This is a genomic window from Burkholderia sp. LS-044 (assembly GCF_004803625.1).
GTDB lineage: Bacteria > Pseudomonadota > Gammaproteobacteria > Burkholderiales > Burkholderiaceae > Burkholderia > Burkholderia cepacia.
In genome coordinates this window covers 1-19115 of the sequence record NZ_SSWO01000032.1, presented here as the reverse complement: position 1 = coordinate 19115, position 19115 = coordinate 1, and the positions used below count along the sequence as shown (strand labels likewise).

The 19115-nt window shown below is 68.6% G+C and carries 22 protein-coding genes and 1 pseudogene; 3 read left to right on the top strand and 20 right to left on the bottom strand.

Going from position 1 to position 19115, the window contains the following annotated elements:
• Positions 1-12: 12 nt before the first annotated feature.
• The 14 genes from E9536_RS40100 to E9536_RS40035 all read right to left on the bottom strand — a co-directional run bounded on the left by E9536_RS40100 (position 13) and on the right by E9536_RS40035 (position 11065).
• Positions 13-690 (bottom strand): response regulator, encoded by a 678-nt coding sequence (locus tag E9536_RS40100; protein WP_027788760.1) that lies wholly within the window; start codon positions 688-690, stop codon positions 13-15.
• A gap of 12 nt (positions 691-702) precedes the next feature.
• On the bottom strand, positions 703-2070 hold the full coding sequence (locus E9536_RS40095; RefSeq protein ID WP_059694517.1) for a sensor histidine kinase: 1368 nt from the start codon (positions 2068-2070) through the stop codon (positions 703-705).
• Positions 2071-2158: 88 nt separating this feature from the next.
• Positions 2159-3016, bottom strand: a complete 858-nt coding sequence (locus E9536_RS40090; RefSeq protein ID WP_088611334.1) for an ABC transporter permease — start codon at positions 3014-3016, stop codon at positions 2159-2161.
• A 38-nt stretch (positions 3017-3054) separates the two neighbouring features.
• Positions 3055-3852 (bottom strand): ABC transporter ATP-binding protein, encoded by a 798-nt coding sequence (locus tag E9536_RS40085; RefSeq protein ID WP_040142661.1) that lies wholly within the window; start codon positions 3850-3852, stop codon positions 3055-3057.
• 121 nt (positions 3853-3973) lie between these two features.
• Complete coding sequence (locus E9536_RS40080; protein ID WP_060316444.1) at positions 3974-4978, bottom strand: ABC transporter substrate-binding protein; 1005 nt, start codon at positions 4976-4978, stop codon at positions 3974-3976.
• A gap of 166 nt (positions 4979-5144) precedes the next feature.
• Complete coding sequence (gene fliR, locus E9536_RS40075; RefSeq protein WP_059694492.1) at positions 5145-5927, bottom strand: flagellar biosynthetic protein FliR; 783 nt, start codon at positions 5925-5927, stop codon at positions 5145-5147.
• Positions 5928-5952: 25 nt separating this feature from the next.
• Positions 5953-6225 (bottom strand): flagellar biosynthesis protein FliQ, encoded by a 273-nt coding sequence (gene fliQ / locus E9536_RS40070; RefSeq protein ID WP_021162238.1) that lies wholly within the window; start codon positions 6223-6225, stop codon positions 5953-5955.
• Between the two features lie 19 nt (positions 6226-6244).
• Entirely contained in the window at positions 6245-7006 is a 762-nt protein-coding gene (fliP, locus tag E9536_RS40065; protein ID WP_027788754.1) for a flagellar type III secretion system pore protein FliP, read from the bottom strand.
• Between the two features lie 36 nt (positions 7007-7042).
• Positions 7043-7615 (bottom strand): flagellar biosynthetic protein FliO, encoded by a 573-nt coding sequence (gene fliO / locus E9536_RS40060; protein ID WP_027788753.1) that lies wholly within the window; start codon positions 7613-7615, stop codon positions 7043-7045.
• Positions 7612-8103 carry a flagellar motor switch protein FliN gene (gene fliN / locus E9536_RS40055; protein ID WP_021162235.1) on the bottom strand — a complete coding sequence of 164 codons (492 nt, stop codon included), beginning with the start codon at positions 8101-8103 and terminating at the stop codon, positions 7612-7614. Before fliN ends, fliO begins: the two co-directional genes overlap by 4 nt.
• Positions 8096-9094 carry a flagellar motor switch protein FliM gene (gene fliM / locus E9536_RS40050; RefSeq protein ID WP_059687930.1) on the bottom strand — a complete coding sequence of 333 codons (999 nt, stop codon included), beginning with the start codon at positions 9092-9094 and terminating at the stop codon, positions 8096-8098. Before fliM ends, fliN begins: the two co-directional genes overlap by 8 nt.
• Before the next feature lie 22 nt (positions 9095-9116).
• Complete coding sequence (gene fliL, locus E9536_RS40045; RefSeq protein ID WP_049097223.1) at positions 9117-9653, bottom strand: flagellar basal body-associated protein FliL; 537 nt, start codon at positions 9651-9653, stop codon at positions 9117-9119.
• A 199-nt stretch (positions 9654-9852) separates the two neighbouring features.
• Positions 9853-10575: an LrgB family protein gene (locus E9536_RS40040; RefSeq protein ID WP_027788751.1), complete on the bottom strand. Its 723-nt coding sequence runs from the start codon at positions 10573-10575 to the stop codon at positions 9853-9855.
• A 13-nt stretch (positions 10576-10588) separates the two neighbouring features.
• The gene (locus E9536_RS40035) at positions 10589-11065 is read right to left on the bottom strand and encodes a CidA/LrgA family protein (protein WP_027788750.1); all 477 of its coding nucleotides are present in this window, start codon (positions 11063-11065) and stop codon (positions 10589-10591) included.
• 140 nt (positions 11066-11205) lie between these two features.
• Here E9536_RS40035 and E9536_RS40030 point away from each other — a divergent pair, with 140 nt between their 5' ends.
• Positions 11206-12132: a LysR family transcriptional regulator gene (locus E9536_RS40030; RefSeq protein WP_027788749.1), complete on the top strand. Its 927-nt coding sequence runs from the start codon at positions 11206-11208 to the stop codon at positions 12130-12132.
• Between the two features lie 26 nt (positions 12133-12158).
• Here E9536_RS40030 and E9536_RS42460 read toward each other — a convergent pair.
• The 3 genes and pseudogenes from E9536_RS42460 to E9536_RS40015 all read right to left on the bottom strand — a co-directional run.
• A pseudogene (locus E9536_RS42460) lies at positions 12159-12541 on the bottom strand (type II toxin-antitoxin system VapC family toxin); the annotation flags it as partial.
• Between the two features lie 27 nt (positions 12542-12568).
• A complete protein-coding gene (locus E9536_RS40020) occupies positions 12569-14131 on the bottom strand; it encodes a DHA2 family efflux MFS transporter permease subunit (protein ID WP_027788746.1) in 1563 nt (520 codons plus the stop codon).
• A gap of 178 nt (positions 14132-14309) precedes the next feature.
• The gene (locus tag E9536_RS40015; RefSeq protein WP_027788745.1) at positions 14310-14801 is read right to left on the bottom strand and encodes a MarR family transcriptional regulator; all 492 of its coding nucleotides are present in this window, start codon (positions 14799-14801) and stop codon (positions 14310-14312) included.
• Between the two features lie 174 nt (positions 14802-14975).
• Here E9536_RS40015 and E9536_RS40010 point away from each other — a divergent pair, with 174 nt between their 5' ends.
• The gene (locus tag E9536_RS40010; RefSeq protein ID WP_081079010.1) at positions 14976-15260 is read left to right on the top strand and encodes a multidrug ABC transporter ATPase; all 285 of its coding nucleotides are present in this window, start codon (positions 14976-14978) and stop codon (positions 15258-15260) included.
• A 273-nt stretch (positions 15261-15533) separates the two neighbouring features.
• Positions 15534-17090, top strand: a complete 1557-nt coding sequence (locus E9536_RS40000) for an efflux transporter outer membrane subunit (RefSeq protein ID WP_060357227.1) — start codon at positions 15534-15536, stop codon at positions 17088-17090.
• 22 nt (positions 17091-17112) lie between these two features.
• Here the strand turns inward: E9536_RS40000 and E9536_RS39995 are convergent, their stop codons facing one another.
• The 3 genes from E9536_RS39995 to gspL form a co-directional block, all read right to left on the bottom strand.
• The gene (locus E9536_RS39995) at positions 17113-17901 is read right to left on the bottom strand and encodes a type II secretion system protein N (RefSeq protein ID WP_124544919.1); all 789 of its coding nucleotides are present in this window, start codon (positions 17899-17901) and stop codon (positions 17113-17115) included.
• A gap of 31 nt (positions 17902-17932) precedes the next feature.
• Positions 17933-18439, bottom strand: a complete 507-nt coding sequence (locus E9536_RS39990) for a type II secretion system protein M (protein ID WP_021162223.1) — start codon at positions 18437-18439, stop codon at positions 17933-17935.
• The coding region (gspL, locus tag E9536_RS39985) for a type II secretion system protein GspL (RefSeq protein ID WP_136473116.1) at positions 18436-19115 on the bottom strand (680 nt) is incomplete at its 5' end. The genes gspL and E9536_RS39990, both read right to left, overlap by 4 nt.

Genomic DNA, 19115 nt, shown 5'->3' with positions numbered 1-19115 from the left:
GGTGCGTGCCCGTCAGTCGTGCGCGCTCTTCATGCGCAGGATGTAACCCAGCCCGCGCAGCGTGATGATCTCGGCCGTGCTGCCCGCGAGATGCTTGCGCAGCCTGTGAATATAGATGTCGATCGCGTCGGCGCTGGGCTCGTCGTCGAGCGCGAACACGCTGTCCATCAGCCGCGCCTTCGATACCGTCTTGTTCTGCTGCAGCATCAGCGTCTCGAGGATCGCATGCTCGCGGCGGCGCAGCGCGAGCACCGTTTCGCCGCAGCGGAATTCGCGCGTGCCGAACGCATAGACGAGATCGCCGCACACGAGCTGCGTCGTGCCGACGCCGGCCTGCCGGCGGATCAGCGCGCGAATCCGTGCGACCAGTTCGCGCGACTCGAACGGCTTCACGACGTAATCGTCGGCGCCCGCGCCGAAGCAGTCGACCTTGTCGTCGACCGAGCCGTGCGCGGTCAGCATCAGCACCGGCACGTTGTCGTTGCGGCGGCGCAGCCGCGCGAGCACTTCCTTGCCGCTGATGCCGGGCAGGCGCATGTCGAGCAGCACCGCGTCGTAGCGTTCGGTCTTCAGCACCGTGTCGGCGCGCTCGCCGTCGCCGACGGAATCGACCGCGAAGTCCTCGCCGCGCAGCAGGTTCACGATCCAGTGCGCGAGTTCGGCGTTGTCTTCGACCAGCAGGAGTTTCATGGCGACTTCTCTTCAGGCGTAGGCGGGCAGCCGCACGGTCACGACGATACCGCGATTGCCGGCTCCCGGCGCGAGCGACGCGCTGCCGCCGTGCGCCTGCGCGATTTCGCGGACGATCGCGAGCCCGAGACCCGAGCCTTCGGTGTCGGCCGACACGCGATAGAACCGCTTGAACACGTGCGGCCGCGCTTCGGCCGGGATGCCGGGGCCGTTGTCGATCACGTCGAGCACGATCGCGTCGCCGTCGCGGCGTGCGGCCACCGTCACGCAGCCGCCGGGCTGCGTGTAGCGCACCGCGTTGTCGACGAGGTTCATCACCAGCGCGGTCAGCAGGCTGTCGCTGCCCGCGACGTCGAGCCGCTCGCCGAGATCGGCGCCGAGATCGATATGGCGCCGCTGCGCGAGCACGATCGTTTCCTCGAGCACGCTCGATACCACGGCCGCGAGATCGACGCGCTGGGTCAGCAGCGTCGACGGCGTGGCCTCCGCGTGCGCGAGCAGCAGCAGCTTGTCGGTCACGTCGGCCATCTTGCGGCTGCTGCGCTGCATGCTGTCGAGCACCGACGCGAGCTCCGGATCGTCGTGCCCGCGCCGCTGCGCGTACTGGATCTGCGTGTCGAGCACCGCGATCGGCGTGCGCAACTGGTGCGCGGCATCCGCGATGAAGCGGCGCTGCGTGGCCGTGTGCATGTTCAGCCGCGCGATGCACTGGTTGATCGCATCGACGATCGGCCGCAGCTCGTTCTGCAGCCGCTCGGGGCGGATCGGCTCCAGCTCCATCGGCCCGCGGTCGGCCACGTCGTCCTTCAGCTTCATCAGCGGGCGCATCTCGAAGGTGAGGCCGAGGTACACGAGCCCCATCGCGAGCATCAGCATCAGCGACAGGCGCACGAGCTGCGGCCGCCAGATCGTGGCGACCATCGCGCGATGCGAGCGCGTCGTCTTCGCGACGACCACCGTGACCGTCTCGACCTGCCCTTCGTCGTACAGCTGGCGATCGTAGGCCACCGCGCGCAGCGGCACGCCGTCGAGCGACGTGTCGTACAGCGTCGGCTCGACGCCGTGCCGCGCGGGCACGTCGAGTGCCGGCGTGCCCGCGAGCAGGCGGTCGTGCCCGTCGATCACCTTGTAGAACACCGAATCGCGCGACGGCGATTCGAAGATCTCCAGCGCGGCCGGCGGCACGTCGGCGACCGGCAGCCCGTTGCGCCATTCGACGTCCTCGCCGATCGTGCGTGCGGACGCGACGAGCGCGCTGTCCTGCACGAGCGCGGCCGTGGTCCGCGCGGTGTCGTACGACATCGCGCCCGCGATCAGCACGAACACCGCGAGCGGCAGCAGCAGCCACCACAGCAATCGCCCGCGCAGGCTGTGCGCCATCCTGTTGCGCTCCTTCTCCGGAATGCCGAACCGCGCCGGGAGCGCCGGCGCGGTCGGAAGTGTCATGTCAGGCGTGCGCCGGCGGCGTTCAGAATGCCGCGGGCCGCCACTTCAGCAGCCGCTTCTCGAGCCAGGTCAGCAGGTAGTCGGCGGCCAGCGCGACCACGGCCAGCACGATCATCGCCGCGAACACGCCGCTCGCGTTGAACGCGCCCTGGGCGGTGGAGATTAGCAAACCGATGCCCTGCTTGGAACCCAGGAATTCGCCGACGACCGCGCCGACCAGCGCGAAACCGAAGCTCACGTGCAGGCTCGCGAGAATCCACGAGAGCGCGGACGGGATCACGACCGACGTGGTGATCTGCCGGCGCGACGCGCCGAGGATCTGCGCGTTCGCGATCAGGTAGCGGTCGGCTTCGCGCACGCCCTGGAACGCGTTGCCGAACACGACGAAGAACACCATCACGACGGCCAGCGCGATCTTCGACGCCATCCCGAGGCCGAGCGCGATCACGAAGATCGAGCCGAGCACGACGCGCGGGATCGAGTTCGCGATCTGGATGTACAGGCCGAACACGTCGGCCATCAGCTTGTTGCGGCCGAGCACGATCCCGCAGATTACGCCGGCCACCGAGCCGATCAGGAAGCCGATCGTGGTTTCCTCGAGCGTCACCCACACCTGCGTGAGCAGCGGCCCTTGCGACGTGCCGTTGACGAACCAGTCCTGGATCTGCGCGAAGATCAGCGTCGGTTGCGAGAAGAAGAACGGGTCGATCCACTTGAGCCGCGCGGCGAGTTCCCAGCCGCCGAGCACGACGACGAGCACCGCGATCCGCAGGCCGATGATCAGTTGCCGGCGGCGGCGCAGCCGGGTTTGCGCGGCGCGCGACTCGTCGTCGAGCGACTTCGCCGGGATGGCGGTGGGGGGAAGCGTCATGTCGGTCATGCTCCTGTCCTTGCTGTCCTTGCCGTGCGGCGTATGCGTCAGCCGATCTGCACTTCTTCGCGCAGGTCGTGCCAGATGTCCTTGGAAATTTCGATGAAGCGCGCGTCGTAGCGGATTTCCGACGTGACGCGCGGGCGCGGCAGGTCGATCTCGTACACGCGCTTGAGCGTCGCGGGGCGCGCGGTCAGCACGAACACGCGGTCGGCGAGCGCGATCGCCTCCTCGAGGTCGTGCGTGACGAACACGACCGAACCCTTGTTCGCGGACCAGAGCTGCAGCAGCTCGTCCTGCATCAGCGTGCGCGTCTGCATGTCGAGCGCGGAGAACGGCTCGTCCATCAGCAGGATTTCCGGCTGGTTGATGAAGGTCTGCGCGAGCGCGACGCGCTTTCTCATCCCGCCGGAGAGCTGGTGCGGGTAGTGCTTCGTGAACTTGTCGAGGCCGACCTTGCGGATCCATTCCTCGGCCTGCGCATACGCGACGTCCTTCGAGCGGCCGCGAAACAGCGGGCCCGCCGCGACGTTGTCGATCACGTTGCGCCACGGGAACACCGCGTCGGCCTGGAACACGAAGCCGATGCGCGGATCGATCCCGTCGACCGGGCGGCCCATCACGCGCACTTCGCCCGACACGGGCTTGAGCAGCCCGGTGATCAGGTTCAGCGTCGTCGACTTGCCGCACCCGGTCGGCCCGACGATCGCGATGAACTCGCCGCGCGCGACGCTCATGCTGAAGTCGCGCAGCGCGACGGTGGCCTTGCCTTCCGGCGAAATGAAGCGGCACGACACGTTGCGAAACTCGATCGCCGGTGTGCTCGGGGAGACTGCCTGGTTCATCGCATTCGTCCTGCGGGTGAGGAGGGCGCCGCACCGTGGCGACGCCGGGCCGGTCAACCGGGCCGGAACGGGGCACGCAAGGCGGCGGGATCGCCGCCGCCCGCGCCGCTATCGGGATCGATCACTTCGCGTTCACGAAATCGTTCGTGTAGGTGCGCGCCAGGTCGATATGCTTGCCCTTCACCGACGGGTTGAACGCCGACAACACTTTCAGCACGGTGGCCGGGCCGTCGGCCGGCATCTTGCCGTCGGCGGTGTACATCGGCAGCGACGCCTTCAGCGCGCTGACGTACAGCGCCTTGTCCTTCTGATAGTCGGCCGGCATCTTCGCGGCGATTTCCTCGGCGCTGTGCGTGTGGATGAACTGCATCGTCTTCGCGAACGCATGCGCCAGCCTGGTCGCCTGCGCCTTGTGCGAATCGGCCCAGGCCGACTGCACGTACAGGCTCGCGGCCGGATAGGTGCCGCCGAGCGCCGCGCGCGTGCCTTCCAGCGTGCGCAGGTCGACCAGCACCTTCGCGTCGCCCATCTTCTCGAGCGCGGATACCGTCGGCTCGGTCGTCATGCCGGCGTCGATGCGGCCCTGCTTGATCGCGGCGATGAAGCTCGCGTCGGCGCCGACCGGCAGCATCGTGTACTGCGTCGACGGCACGCCGTGCGCGAGCGCGAGATATTGCGTGAGGAAGCTGGTCGACGAGCCGAGGCCCGTCACGCCGAGCGTCTTGCCCTTCGAATCGGCCATCGACTTGAAGGTCGGCGCGGCCTTGGTCGACACCATCTCGACTTCGCCCGGCACCTGGCCGAACACGGCGATCGCCTTCACGTCCTTGCCCTTGCTCTGCAGGTCGATCGTGTGGTCGTAGAAGCCGACGACGCCCTGCACCGCGCCCGCGAGCAGCTCGTTTTCCGCGTCGACGCCGGCCGGCTGCGACAGCAGCTCGACGTCGAGCCCTTCGTCCTTGAAGTAGCCGAGTTCCTGCGTGAGCCGCGCGGGCAGGTAGATGAGCTTCGCGATCCCGCCGACCATGATCGTGATCTTGCCGCCGTCGTCGGCGAGGGCGGGGTGGGCGGCAAGCGCGCAGCTCAGGCTGGCTGCCACGGCGAGGGTGCGCAGGATGGGTCGCATCGGGTTGTCTCCGTTCGTTGTATTCGTCAGGCGCGATGCTTGCTGCATCGTTGCGACGAGTATAGGGACGTGAAACCTTCCGCAACCTTTCGCGGGATAGTGGAACCTTTAGGGGTTTTCCAGCAACGGGGGGCCGGAACAGGCGGCCAACGGGGGCGGGATGCGCTCAGCGCCAGCCGGTCAGCACGCGCCCCATCGCATCGATCCCCATGTCGAACAGGTGCGACACGAACGGCACGAGGTTGGGCACCATCAGCTGCACGAGCAACAGCCCGACGAGCATCGTGACGGGAAAGCCGATCTGGAACACGCCGATCTGCGGTGCCGCGCGGTTCAGGATGCCGAGCGCGAGGTTCGTGATCAGGAGCGCCGCGACCACCGGCAGCGAGAGCAGCAGCCCCATCTCGAACACCGTCGTGCCGAACGCGGCGAGCGTGCGCCAGCCGGGCGCGTGCAGCAGGTCGGCCGACACCGGCAGCGACTGGAACGACGCGGTGAGCGCGGCGAACACCTGCAGGTGGCCGTCCACCGCGAGGAACGCGAGCATCGCGACCGCGTTCAGGAAGCGCCCCATCACGGGCGTCGCGCCGCTCGTGTGCGGATCGAAGAAGGTGGCGAAGCCGAGCCCCATCGACAACCCGATGAAGTCGCCGGCCGCCTCGACGGCCGCAAACACGATCTGCATCGTGAAGCCCATCGCGGCGCCGATCAGGAACTGCGTGACGAGGATCCAGATGCCCTGCGCGGAAAACACGGTGACGTCCGGCATCGCGCCGAGCGTCGGCGCGACGACCAGCGCCATGAACGCGGCCAGGCCGATTTTCACGCGCGCGGGCACCGATGCGTGGCCCACGACGGGCGCGGTCGCGACGAGCGCGAGCATCCGCACGAACGGCCACAGGAACGCCGTGAGCCAGCCGTTGAGCTGCGCGTAGGTAACCGAGAACATCGCCGCCGGATCGTGCGCGCGCGGCTCAGCCGACGCCGAGCGTCGCGACGTGCAGCAGCGTCTGCCGCAGGTAGTCGAGCATCGTCGTCATCATCCACGGGCCGGCGATCACGAGCGTCGCGGCGACCGCGAGCAGCTTCGGGATGAACGACAGCGTCGCTTCGTTGATCTGCGTCGCGGCCTGGAACAGGCTCACGACGAGGCCGACCGCGAGCGCGACCAGCAGCAGCGGGGCGGAGAGCAGCAGGCCGACCATCATGGCCTGGTGCGCGAGGGTCATCACCTGTTCGGGCGTCATCGTGCGTTTCCTCCGCGCCTTACGTGAAGCTCTGCGCGAGCGAGCCGATCAGCAGCTGCCAGCCGTCGACCAGCACGAACAGCATCAGCTTGAACGGCAGCGACACGGTAGACGGCGACACCATCATCATCCCCATCGACATCAGCACGCTCGCGACGACCATGTCGATGATCAGGAACGGGATGAAGACCGTGAAGCCGATCTGGAAGCCGGTCTTCAGCTCGCTCGTGACGAACGCGGGCACCAGCAGCGACAGCGGCACGTCTTCCGGGCCCTGCATCGGCGCGGCCTTCGAGATCTTCGCGAACAGCGCGAGATCGGTCTCGCGGGTCTGCTTCAGCATGAAGGTCTTGAACGGCGCGACGCCGCGCTGCACGGCCTGCTCCATCGGCATCGAGCCGTCGGAAAACGGCTTGTAGCCGTCGTTGTAGGCCCGGTCGAGCACCGGCGACATCACGAAGAAGGTGAGGAACATCGCGAGGCCGACGAGCACCTGGTTCGGCGGCGTCGTCGCGGTGCCGAGCGCCTGGCGCAGCAGCGACAGCACGATGATGATGCGCGTGAAGCTCGTCATCATCAGCAGCATCGCCGGCAGGAACGACAACATCGTGAGCAGCAGCATCGTCTGCACGCTCAGCGAATAGGTGGTGCCGCCGTGCGGGCCCGGGCTCGCGTTGAACGCGGGCAGGCCGTTCGCCTGCGCGCACGCGAGCGCGGGGGCGAGGCAGAGGATCAGCACGGGCGCGAAGCGCGCCGCGCGATGCAGGAATGCGTGTTTCATCGAAATGCGGGGTCGGAAAGAGGGCGCGGCGCCATGTCAGCGGTCCTTGCCGCGACCGAGGCGCTTCGCGGCTTCGCCCGCGAGCGCGTCGCGAAACCGCGAGCCGAACGTGCCGGGCAGGCCGCCTTCGGACGGTGCGGCGCCGGAAGGTGCGCCGGTCGAGGCGGTCGTCGCGCCGGCCGCCGCGGAACCGGCCGGCAGCGCATGCAGCAGCCGCACGTTGCCCGGCGCGACGCCGAGCACGAGCCAGGTGTCGCCGATCTCGACGATCGTCGCGCTTTCCTTGGCGCCCACCGCGACGCTCGACACGACCTTCAGCGGGCCGCCGCGGCGCACGTGCTGGAAGCCGAAGCGGCGCGCGAGCCACGCGCATGCGAACACGAGACCGATCACGACCGCGAGCCCGACGAGGGTCTGCAGCACCGCGCCGATGCCCAGCGACGGCGCGGCCGAACCGACCGTCACGCTCGACGCGATCGCCCCGGCGTTGTTCACCGCGTTCATGTCGGCGGCACCGGCCGGTGCGCACGCGAGCGACGCCGCGATGGCCGCGACAGCCGCCACCGCGCTCGCGACGCGCGCACGGCGGCCGGGCTTCGCCACGTTCATCGATTCAGCTTCCGGATGCGTTCGGCCGGCGTGATGATGTCGGTCAGGCGGATGCCGAACTTGTCGTTGACGACCACCACCTCGCCCTGCGCGATCAGGCAGCCGTTCACGAGCACGTCCATCGGCTCGCCGGCCATGCCGTCCAGCTCGACGACCGAACCCTGCGCGAGCTGCAGCAGGTTGCGGATCGCGATCTTCGTGCGGCCGAGCTCCACGGTCATCTTGACCGGGATGTCGAGGATCATCTCGATGTCGTTGTGCGTCGAGCTGGCTGCGGCCTTCGACAGCGGCTGGAACACGCCGGCGCCCGTCGCGCCCGGCTGCACCGGCTGCTGGTTCTGCTCGGCGAGCGCGGCGGCCCAGTCGTCCATGCCCGGATCTTCCTCCGCTGCGGCCGGCGCCGCCTGCGCGGCGGCGGCCGAGGCCGCGAGGGCCGCGTCGGCCATCGCTTGCGCGTCGTCCTCGGGCGTCTGGTTCAGCTCACTCATATCCACCTTCCTTCATCGAGTCGCCCGCGCTGATCATCTTCTGCACGCGCAACGCATATTGACCATTGAAAATTCCGTAGCCGCATTCCATCACCGGCACGCCGTCGACCTTCGCGGTAATCGTGTCCTCGATCTCCAGCGGCAGCACGTCGCCCGCGCGCAGGTTCAGGATCTTCTCGAAGGTCGACGAGATCTCGGCGAGATTCGCGGTCAGCTCGACCTCGGCGGCCTGCACCTGCTGCGACAGCACACGCACCCAGCGGCGGTCGACTTCGAGCGCCTCGCCCTGAATCGGCGATGCGAGCACGTCGCGGATCGGCTCGACCATCGAGTACGGCATGCAGATGTGCAGCGTGCCGCCCGTCGGCCCGAACTCGATCGAGAACTGCGTGACGATCACGATCTCGTTCGGCGTCGCGACGTTCGCGAACTGCGTGTGCATCTCCGAGCGCACGAATTCGAACTGCAGCGGCCGCACGCTCTTCCACGCGGTCGTGTAGTGCTCGAACACGAGGTTCAGCAGCTTGCCGATGATCCGCTGCTCGGTGGCCGTGAAATCGCGGCCCTCGACGCGCGTGTGGAAGCGCCCGTCGCCGCCGAACAGGTTGTCGACGACGAAGAACACGAGGTTCGGGTCGAACACGAACAGCGACGTGCCGCGCAGCGGCTTCACGTGCACGAGGTTCAGGTTCGTCGGGATCGGCAGGTTGCGGGTGAACTCGCTGTACTTCTGCACCTTCACCTGGCTGACGGAGATTTCCGCCGTGCGCCGCATGAAGTTGAAGATGCCGATCCGCAACAGGCGCGCGAAGCGGTCGTTGATGATCTCGAGGCCGGGCATCCGGCCGCGGACGATCCGCTCCTGCGTCGCGATGTTGTAGGGGCGGACGCCCGACGTGTCGCGCTGCTCGTCGACTGAATCGGTTTCGCCCGTGACGCCCTTGAGGAGGGCATCGACCTCCTCCTGGGACATGAACTCCTGGTGGCCCATACGCGCTCCTTTCGCGGCCGCGTTACTGGACGACGAATTCGGTGAACAGCACGTCGTCGACCTTCGCGCGCTGGTTGCCCGGCTGCGTCGGCTGTTCGATCAGTTCCCGCAGTTCCTTCGCGAGCGAACGTTTGCCGTCCGGCGTCGCGAGATCCTCGGGATGCTTGTTCGACAGCGCGAGCAGGATCCGGCTGCGGATCTCCGGCATCCGCGCGGTCAGCTGCTCCTGCGCCTTCGGGTCGGTGAGCTTCAGCGACAGGCCGACGCGCAGGTAGTGCTGCGCGCCGTCGTCGGACTGCAGGTTCACGGTCAGCGGGTCGAGCGGGAAGAACACCGGCGCGGCGAGGGGCGCCGGCTCGGCGGGCGCGCTCGCATGGCCGACGCCTTCCTTGCTCAGGAACACGTACATGCCGCCGGCTGCGGCGGCCGCCGCGCCCAGCGCGATGACGGCGATGAGCGCGATGCGCTTGAACTTGCCGGACGAAGCCGGCTTGTCGGCGGTCGGGTTTGCGGTCGTGGAGGCCATGTGGATGCGTGCGTGATGTCTCGTAGCATGCATTGTTCGGCATCCGGGCCGAGCCTGATGGGCGGAAAAGAGGGGGGATTTGCGGCTATCTCAGCCGATTGTCGGCCGGCGCGGCTCGGTGCAGGGCAGGAACGGCGGGGGAAACCGGCCGGGGCGGCGGGCCGTCGCTCCGTCGGGCGGGAAAGGCGAGGAGCGGTGGGGAGGGCGAGCCGTGGCGCCCGCCCGGACAACGTCAGATCGGCAACAGCGACAGCAGCGGCGCGATCAGCACCATCGCGACGCCCGCGATCATCATCGTGAGGCTCGACACGACGCCTTCCTCGCTGCCGATCTCGCGCGCCTTCGCGGTGCCCACGCCGTGGGCGGCCGCGCCGAACAGCGCACCGCGCGCGAGCCGCGTGCGCATCGGCACCAGCGCGAGCACGATCTCGCCGAGCAGCATCCCGCAGATGCCGGTCGCGATCACGAAGAGGGCGGTGAGGTCCTTCGGCGCATGGATCTTGTCGGAGACGGCGAGCGCGAACGGGGTCGAGACCGAGCGCGTCATCAGCGAGCGCTGCAGCTCGGGCGACAGGTGCAGCAGCTTCGCGAGCAGCAGCGAGCCGCACACGCCCGCGCCGATCCCGACCGCGACGCCGACCGACAGCGACAGCCAGTGGCGGCGGATCAGGTCGCGATAGTCGTAAATCGGCACCGCGAACGCGATCGTCGCCGGGCCGAGCAGCCACATCAGCCAGCGCGTGTCGCGGAAGTAGACCGAATACGGGATGCCGGTCAGCAGCACGAGCAGCACCAGCACGCCCGGCACGAACACGAGCGGCGAGAACAGCAGTGTCTTCCTGTACGCGTAGAGCCGCTTCGACGCGAAATACAGCGCGACCGTCAGCACGAAGCAGCCGACGGAGATCGCGGTATTCACCTGGTCGACGGACAGGCTCGACAGCAGCGGCAACATGGCAGGCTCCGGCTCAGTGGGCGGACACGGTGGCGAGGCGCGCGCGGCGGCGTTCGGCGAACACGCGCTGCGCGGCGAGCCGGCGCTCGAGCTTTGCGGCGAGGTCGACCGCGACGGCCACCGCGACCATCACGAACGCGGTGCCGGCGAGCATCACCAGCGCGATGCGCCAGCCGTCCTCGCGGAACAACCCGCCGTACTGCACGGCCGCGACGGCGGCCGGCACGAAGAACAGCAGCATGTCGGACAGCAGCCAGTTCGCGCCGTCCTTCACCCACGCGGGCGCGACGCGGCCCGAGAACAGCAGCACGAGGAGCACCGCGAGGCCGATCACGCCGGACGGAATCGGCAGCCCGATCCTGCGCACGGCCCAGTCGACCGCCATCCACAGCACGCCGAGCGCGGCGGCCTGCAGCACGATCCGGCCCGTGTGCGCGATGCTGCCCGAAGCGGCGGGGCGGGCGGCGGCGGTAGCGGTCGTCTTGGTCATGGCAGGCTCCATACAGATATTGCGTCGATGGGAGGAGTATAGGGTTTCCCCTAACCATAAATAAAATGACTTGTCTCTATCCTTATCATTCCAATTCGGAATTCTGATTGAGTTTGTTGCACCAATCTGGGGAGTGATCGATGGAATTGCGCGCACTGCGGTACTTCGTCGAGGTGGTTCGCCAGCAGAGCTTCACGGCGGCCGCCGACAGGCTGTTCGTGACCCAGCCGACCATCAGCAAGATGGTGAAGGCGCTGGAGGACGAGATCGGTTCGCCGCTGCTGCTGCGGGACGGTCGGCAGATGGTGCTGACCGACGCGGGGCGGATCGTGTTCCAGCGCGGCCAGGACGTGCTCGCCGCGCAGGCGCAGCTGCAGTCGGAGCTGAACGATCTCGGCACGCTCGGGCGCGGCGAGCTGACGATCGGCATCCCGCCGCTCGGCGGCTCGCTGTTCACGCCGATCATCGCCGCGTACAAGCAGCGCTACCCGAACATCGAGCTGAAGCTGTTCGAGCAGGGCGCGCGGATGATCGAGGCCGCGCTGACGTCGGGTGAACTGGAGCTCGGCGGGCTGCTGGAGCCGGTGGATCCCGGCACCTTCGAGCGGCTGCCGATGGTGCGTGCGCCGTTGTGGCTCGTCGCACCCCGCGAGTCGCGCTGGGAGGATCACGCGGCCGTGCCGCTCGCGGATCTCGCGCGCGAGTCGTTCGTGTTCTACGCGGAAAGCCTCGCGCTGCACGACGCGGTGCTGGACGCGTGCCGGCAGGCCGGCTTCACGCCGTCGATCGTGAGCCGCAGCGGCCACTGGGATTTCATGGCCGCGCTCGTGCATGCGGGAGTCGGCATCGCGCTGCTGCCCGAGCCGTACTGCCGGCGGCTCGACGCGGGCCAGTTCACGTGCCGGCCGATTGTCGAGCCGGAAATCACGTGGGCGATCGCGCTCGGCTGGCTGAAGAAGGGGTATCTGTCGCACGCGGCGCGCGCGTGGCTCGACGTCGCGCGAGCGACGCTGCCCATCGCGCCCGGCGACGATCTGGCGTTCGGCGGGTTGCGGGCGAGGGCGTGACGGCCGGGCGATGCCCGGCGCACTCGGACGTGCCTGATCGGGCCCGGATAGCGGGCGACGGCAAGGTCGTGGTAAGCAGCGTAATGCCTTCCGAGATCGCCTGCGCGACCCGGAGACGGTCAAACGGATCTCGATGGATCGGCGGCAGTTGTTCGACCGCAAGTGCGTGTGCGCTCGTGATCGGCAATTCCACGTAGCCGACATCGAGGAGATTGCGACGGAGCACGTTTGGGTCCACCTGGAAATCGTCGCGATCCAGACCACGCTTGATGACGATCTCCCAGGGGCTCGCGACGCTGAAAAGCGGTGTACAGGCGGGATCCTCGATGAGCGCACCGGCGCGGGCGGGCAGTTCGGCCGCACCGGCTGCCGCCCGAAGAAGCAGGCGTGTGTCGAGCAGCAACTTCATGCGTCACCCTCGAACCGCTTGCCGATTTCAATGCCCCATCGCCGGCCCCGCCCCCTTCCTCGGCTTCGTGATCCACACGAGCGCCGCGAGCGCGCCGAACATGAAGGCCGACAGCAGGAAGAAGTCGTTGGTCGCCATCATGAAGCCCTGCTGCGTGACGAGCTGGTTGAGCTGCGCGTTGGCTGTCTGGCCGACGATGCCGAGCTGCGACAGCGCGCCCTGGTAGTCGGTCGTGCTCTGCGCATACACGCTCACCGATTCCGACAGCCGCGCGTGGTGGTAGATCGCGTCGTTCTCCCAGAACGTCGAGCTGGCCGCGGTGCCGATCGCGCCCGACAGCGTGCGCAGGAAGTTCGACAGCCCCGACGCGCTCGCGAGCCGCTCGTCGGAGATGCTCGACAGCGTGATCGTCGTCATCGGCACGAAGAAGCACGCCACGCCGATCCCCTGCACGAGACGCGGCAGGATCACATGGTTGAACGGCACGTCGAGCGTAAACGTCGAGTTCCAGATCGACACGCCGGCGAACACGATGAACGCGAAGCTCGCGACCATCCGCAGGTCGAGCCGGTGCATGTTGCGGCCGATCAGCGGCGACAGCACGAGCGCGAGCAGCCCGACCGGCGCGGTCGCGAGGCCGGCCTTGCCCGCCGTGTAGCCCATCACCGTCTGCAGCCAAAGCGGGAAGATCACGACCGAGCCGAAGAACGCCATGAAGCCGAACGAGATGATCAGCGCGCCGAGCGCGAAGTTGCGGTCCTTGAAGAGCGACAGGTCGACCACCGGCTCCTTCTCGGTCGCCTCCCATACGAGCATGAACGCGAGCGACACGACCGCGATCAGCGCGAGCGCGACGATGAACGTCGAGTTGAACCAGTCGCGGTCCTTGCCGAGGTCGAGCATCATCTGCAGGCACGACACGCCGATCACGAGCAGCGCGAGGCCGATCGCGTCGATCCGCTGCTTCGTCGTCTTCGTCTCGCGGCCGCGCAGCAGGAAATACGCGCAGGTCGCCGAGAAGATGCCGATCGGCAGGTTGATGTAGAAGATCCACGGCCACGTGTAGTTGTCGCTGATCCAGCCGCCCAGCAGCGGGCCGAAGATCGGCGCGACGATCACCGTCATCGCCCATAACCCGAGTGCGAGCCCGCGCTTCGCGGGCGGATAGCTGCGCATCAGGATCGTCTGCGACAGCGGCACCATCGGCCCCGACACGAGGCCCTGCAGCAGCCGGAACGCGATCAGCGTCTCGAAGTTGGTCGCGAGGCCGCACAGCGCCGACGCGATCGTGAACGCGAGCACCGACAGCGTGAACAGCCGCACCTCGCCGACGCGCCGCGCGAGCCAGCCGGTAAGCGGCACCGCGATCGCGGACGCGACCGAGTACGACGAGATCACCCAGGTGCCTTCGCTCGTCGCGACGCCGAGGCTGCCCGAGATGGTCGGCACCGCGACGTTCGCGATCGACGTGTCGAGCACTTCCATGAAGGTGCCGAGCGCCAGCCCGACGGTGAGCAGCGCGAGTGCGCCGCCGGACAGCGGCGCGGGTTCGGCGGCGGGGGAGGCGGCGGATGCCGTGGTGGCGGACATCGAAATCTCCTAGACGCGGCGCGCGCGACGCGCCGGCACAACGCACGGGTGTGCGCCGCAGCGCAGCCCGGCCGGGTGGAACGGATAAAGGGAAAAGGGGAGCGCGTGCCCTGTCATCTTCTGCCCAGACAGATAAATAAGCGAACGCTTAACCTAGACATGGGGGCCTCCGCGCACATCAGCAGTCCGCTTCGTCGTCGGGTTTCGGGCAGCCGGCCGTGCCGGGCCCGTTGGCGATGAAGCGTTGCAGCAGGCCGGTGAGCGTCGCAAGCTCGTCGGCCGAGAAACCATCGAGCTGCGCGTTGAGCGCGGTCGCGATCAGCGACGGCAGCGCACGGGCGGCTTCGGCGCCGCGTTCGGTCAGCGTCAGCTCGATCATCCGGCGGTCCTGCTCGCTGCGCGAACGGGCAATCAGCCCCTTGCGTTCGAGCCGGTCGAGCATTCGGGTCATCGAGCCGCTGTCGTACGACATCTTGCGGGACAGCTCGAACGGTGTACGCGCATAACCGCGCGCCAGCAGCAGGATCACGCCGATCTGCTGCGCGGTGAGGTCGAGCGGCTCGAGCGCGCGATCCATCCGCTCGACGAGCGCCTGCTTCGCCTTCGACAGGTAATAGCCGAGGCTCGTTTCCAGCGTGATGTTCTCGGGATCGTAGAGGCCGCCGGTCATGCGATTGCGCGCGCCGCAATAGTGCGTTTCGGATTTGGACGCGCCCAGTATCTTGAAAATTGATTGCTTAGTCAATATTATTCGAGACTACCAGTTACGACGTGCATGTTGCACTGCCGGAGACTATGTTCTGACCGATTCGCCCGCGCTGCCGGGCACCCGAGGATGTTCGCGATGCTGTTCCTGAAAAATGCCGCCGGCGCGCTGCGCCGCAACCTGACCGATACCGCTCACCATGTGTTTTCCGGGCCGCACCGCGGCTGGAAGATCGCGCTGTACGTGACGATGCTGGTGGTGCCGGGCGGCTCGCTCGCGGCGCTCGGGGTGGCATGGTTCGATCATCGCCGGCAGCGCAACGCGAAAGACGGTGCGCACCGCACGGGCCAGCCGGCCGCGACGGAGCCGTCGACATGGCGGCCCGCCGCCGAACCGCTCCCGCTGCCCGCGCGCTGCCACTGACGGCGCACCCTCCCGCCTGTCTTCCTGACTGTTCCGTCCGAACCCCGGCCGCAGCCCCGCACGGCCGGCATCGCCCGCCCGTCTTCCGGCCGGCGAGCCGTAATGGCCGGTAAACCTGCCGCTCGCGCCGGTAACACATTCCTGTCGCCGCGCACCGTACCCTTTGGGCTGCGCAGCTATCCCGCCGTCAGTTACCATTTGTCCGCCAGCGGCACGACGACCGCATCGCGCGACGCCGCTCGCCGGACGTCGCGCCCAGACAGGAATATCACCATGCCGTACGCCTCCCTCCCGCGCGCCCTTCGCCCGCTGAGCGCCGCCGTCGCCGTCGCGACGGCCGTGCTGCTCGCCGGCTGCGCCGTCGGGCCCGACTATCACCGGCCCGACACGTCGATCCCCGCCGCATACAAGGAAGCGCCGGCCGGCTGGAAGGTCGCGCAACCCGCCGACCGCACCGATCGCGGCCCGTGGTGGACGGTCTACAACGATCCGCAGCTCGATGCGCTGATCGGCAAGCTCAATGCATCGAACCAGACCATCGCGCAATCGGCGGCCGCTTACCGGCAGGCGCGCGCGCTCGTCACCGAGGCGCGCGCCGCGTATTTCCCGACCGTCGGGCTGACCGCGTCGGGCTCGCGCGCCCGCACGCCGCGCACGTCGATATCGTCGGGTTCGTCGTCGGGTTTCGGCAGCGGTTCGTCCGGTTCGATCAACAACAGCTACAGCGTCGGCCTCGACGCGAGCTGGGAACCCGACCTGTGGGGCAAGGTAAGCCGTACCGTCAGCGCGCAGCGCGCCGGCGAAGCGGCCGCCGCGGCCGATCTCGCGAACGCGCGGCTGTCGCAGCAGGCGCTGCTCGCGCAAACCTATTACCAGCTGCGCACGTCCGATGCGCTGCAGAAGCTGCTCGACGACACCGTGAAGTCGTACCAGCGGTCGCTGACGCTCACGCAGAACCAGTACGCGCAGGGCGTCGCCGCGCGCGCGGACGTGATCCAGGCGCAGACGCAACTGCAGAGCGCGCAGGCGGCGTCGATCGACAACGGCGTCGCACGCGCGCAGTACGAGCACGCGATCGCGACGCTGATCGGCGAACCGGCGTCGACCTTCTCGCTGCCGCCGAATCCGCTCGCGGCCGAGCCGCCGATCACGCCGGTCGACGTACCGTCCGCGATCCTCGAGCGCCGGCCCGACATCGCGGCGGCCGAGCGCCGTGCGGCGGCCGCGAACGAGCAGATCGGCGTCGCGATCTCGGCGTTCTTCCCGACTCTCACGCTGTCGGCCACCGGCGGCGTCCAGAGCTCGGTGTGGTCGCAGCTGTTCACGCTGCCGGCCCGCTTCTGGACGGTCGGCCCGCAGCTCGCGGCCACGCTGTTCGACGCAGGGCTGCGCGCCGCGCAGACCGACGCCGCGCGTGCGACCTACGACCAGGACGTCGCCGCATACCGCCTCGCGGTGCTCACCGCATTCCAGGACGTCGAGGACAACCTCGCGTCGCAACGCATCCTCGCGCAGGAAATCGACGTGCAGCGGCAGGCCGTCGACAGCGCCGAGCACGCGCTCGCGATCGTCACGAACCAGTACAAGGCCGGCACGGTCGCCTACCTGAACGTGCTGACCGCGCAGACCACCGCGTTCACCGCGCAGCAGAAGCTCGCGACGATCGCCGGGCAGCGGATGGTGTCGTCGGTCGGACTCGTGAAGGCGCTCGGCGGCGGGTGGAACGTCGCGGAGATGGCGCGCGAGAACGGCGACATGGCCGCGCCCGCACCCGTGCCGGCGTCCGGTGCGGCCGCGCCGGCGGCTACCGCGCCGCTCGCGCAGAAGTAGGAAGGAAAGGGCGACGCGCGCGTCAGCGCTGCGCGTCGCCGAAGATCAGCGAAACCTCGTTGTTCCCGATCGGGTGGCCGAGCAGGTTCAGGAGCCCGGCGAGGTTCGCCTGCTGCTCGGGCGCCGAATGCGCGGTGCCGCGGAACGATCCCTGGCCGGGGCCGAAGTTGCCGTGGCCGTCGAGAAACAGCGGGCCCTGCGTCGTCGACAGGTCGAGATCGGCGCCGGCCCCCTTCGCCTGCAGCACCGCGCGGTACGAACCGAGCGGCTTCACGCGCGAGATGCGCGAACTCATCGAGTCGATCGTCACCGTCAGCTGGCCGAACGCGTTGTTGCCGATCAGGCGCCAGTCGCTCCAGCCGAGCCGCACGTCGCCTTGCAGGTCGAGCGTGTTGAACGGCGTGCCGAGCCCCGCGAGCAGCGACGCCGGCACGGCCATCGTGCCCGCCGACAACACCGCGCCGCGCCACGTCGCATCGAGCGTGACCGCATCCGGCATCGCCTCGGTCTGCCGCATGCGCATCTGCACGCGCCCGGTCAGGAGCGGCCAGAAGCCCGTGGTCCATTCGACCCGGCCCGGCAGCAGCGTCGCCGCGCTCTGGTCGGCCCCCGGCGCGAGCATCAGCGTGCCCGAACCGTGCCACAGCGACCCGTCCGGATCGACGAGATTCACGTGCCCGCCGGTCGCGCGCGCGAACTGCGGCGCGATCCACGCGGCCGGCGCGAGCGCGACGAGCGTCACCGCCGTCGCCAGTCCGCCCGCCAGTACCCACGGCAATGCGGTGGCGAGCCGCTTGATCCCCGGCCTCACCGGCCGACCGCCACTTGCGTCATCCACTGCGTCATTTCTGCGTAGACGGTTGCATCACGGCCGTCAGGTCGACCTGGCCGTCGTCCTTCAGCGCGGTGGCATGCGCCTCGCCGACCTGCACCTTGAACTGCCGGCGCGCATCGTCGAGCCACTGCGTCCACGCCGGGAACGACACGTTCTTCATCTGGATCTGCACGCCGTTGCCGACGATCTGCACCTGCGCACCCTGCATCCCGTGATCGGACAGCGATGCGGTCAGCGCATCCTTCAGCGCGAGGCCGGTCGGTGCCACGCCTTGCGCGGCGGCCGCCAGCGACTTCGCCTCGTTCGCCTGCGCGGTCATCTGCGCGAGCTCGCGGCGCATCGTCGGCAGCTCGCGCTGGATCCGCGCGCGGCCTTCCTGCGCGGGCGACCACAGCACCGAATACGCGATCGCGACCGCCAGCACGGCGCCGCCCCAGCCGAGCAGCATTTTTTCGCGCGGCGAGCGTTCGCCCCAGAACTGGGCCAGCGTCTGGTTCAGTTGTTCCGTCTTCATGAGCGGCTCCGGATCGTCCATTTGCCCGTGTTGCTGTCGACTTCGCCGGACAGTCCGTTACGCGCGAGGCGCTGCGTGAAATCGGGATCGACCTTGACCTCCGGCTTGAAGCCGACGTCGAGCCGCCGGTCGTGATAGTCGAGCGACGCGATGCCGTTCAGCGGCAGCGCACCCATCGATCGCGACAGCCCGCTCGACAGCGCGAGGAAATCGTTCGGCGACAGCTCGCCGGCTGCCACGCGCAACTGGTCGAGCTGGCGCTGCATCTGCGCGGGCGGATCGAGCACCGTCGTCGTCTTCGGGAATGCGGACAGCAGCGTCTCGGTGATCTGTGCCGACAGCGCATCGCGCTCGCGCGACAGCTTCCACCAGTGCAGGTTCATCCCGATCACCGCCACGCCGAGCGTCGCCGCGGCGAGTGCGAGCGGCACGCGCAGGCGCTTCACCGTCGCGCGGTCGAAGCGCCACGGCTGCGATTCGAATTCGAACTGGCACAGGTCGAACTTCTCGGTCAGCGCGCGCCGCGCGAACGCGTCGAACGACAGCGGCGCGGCACCCGGCAGCAGCGGGCCGTCGGCGCGGCCGACCGACGCGAGCCGCGGCTCCGCGCCCGGCTCGCCGAGTTCGTACAGTTCGACGTCGCCGCCGCCCGCGAGCGCGGCCAGCGTGCCGGCCG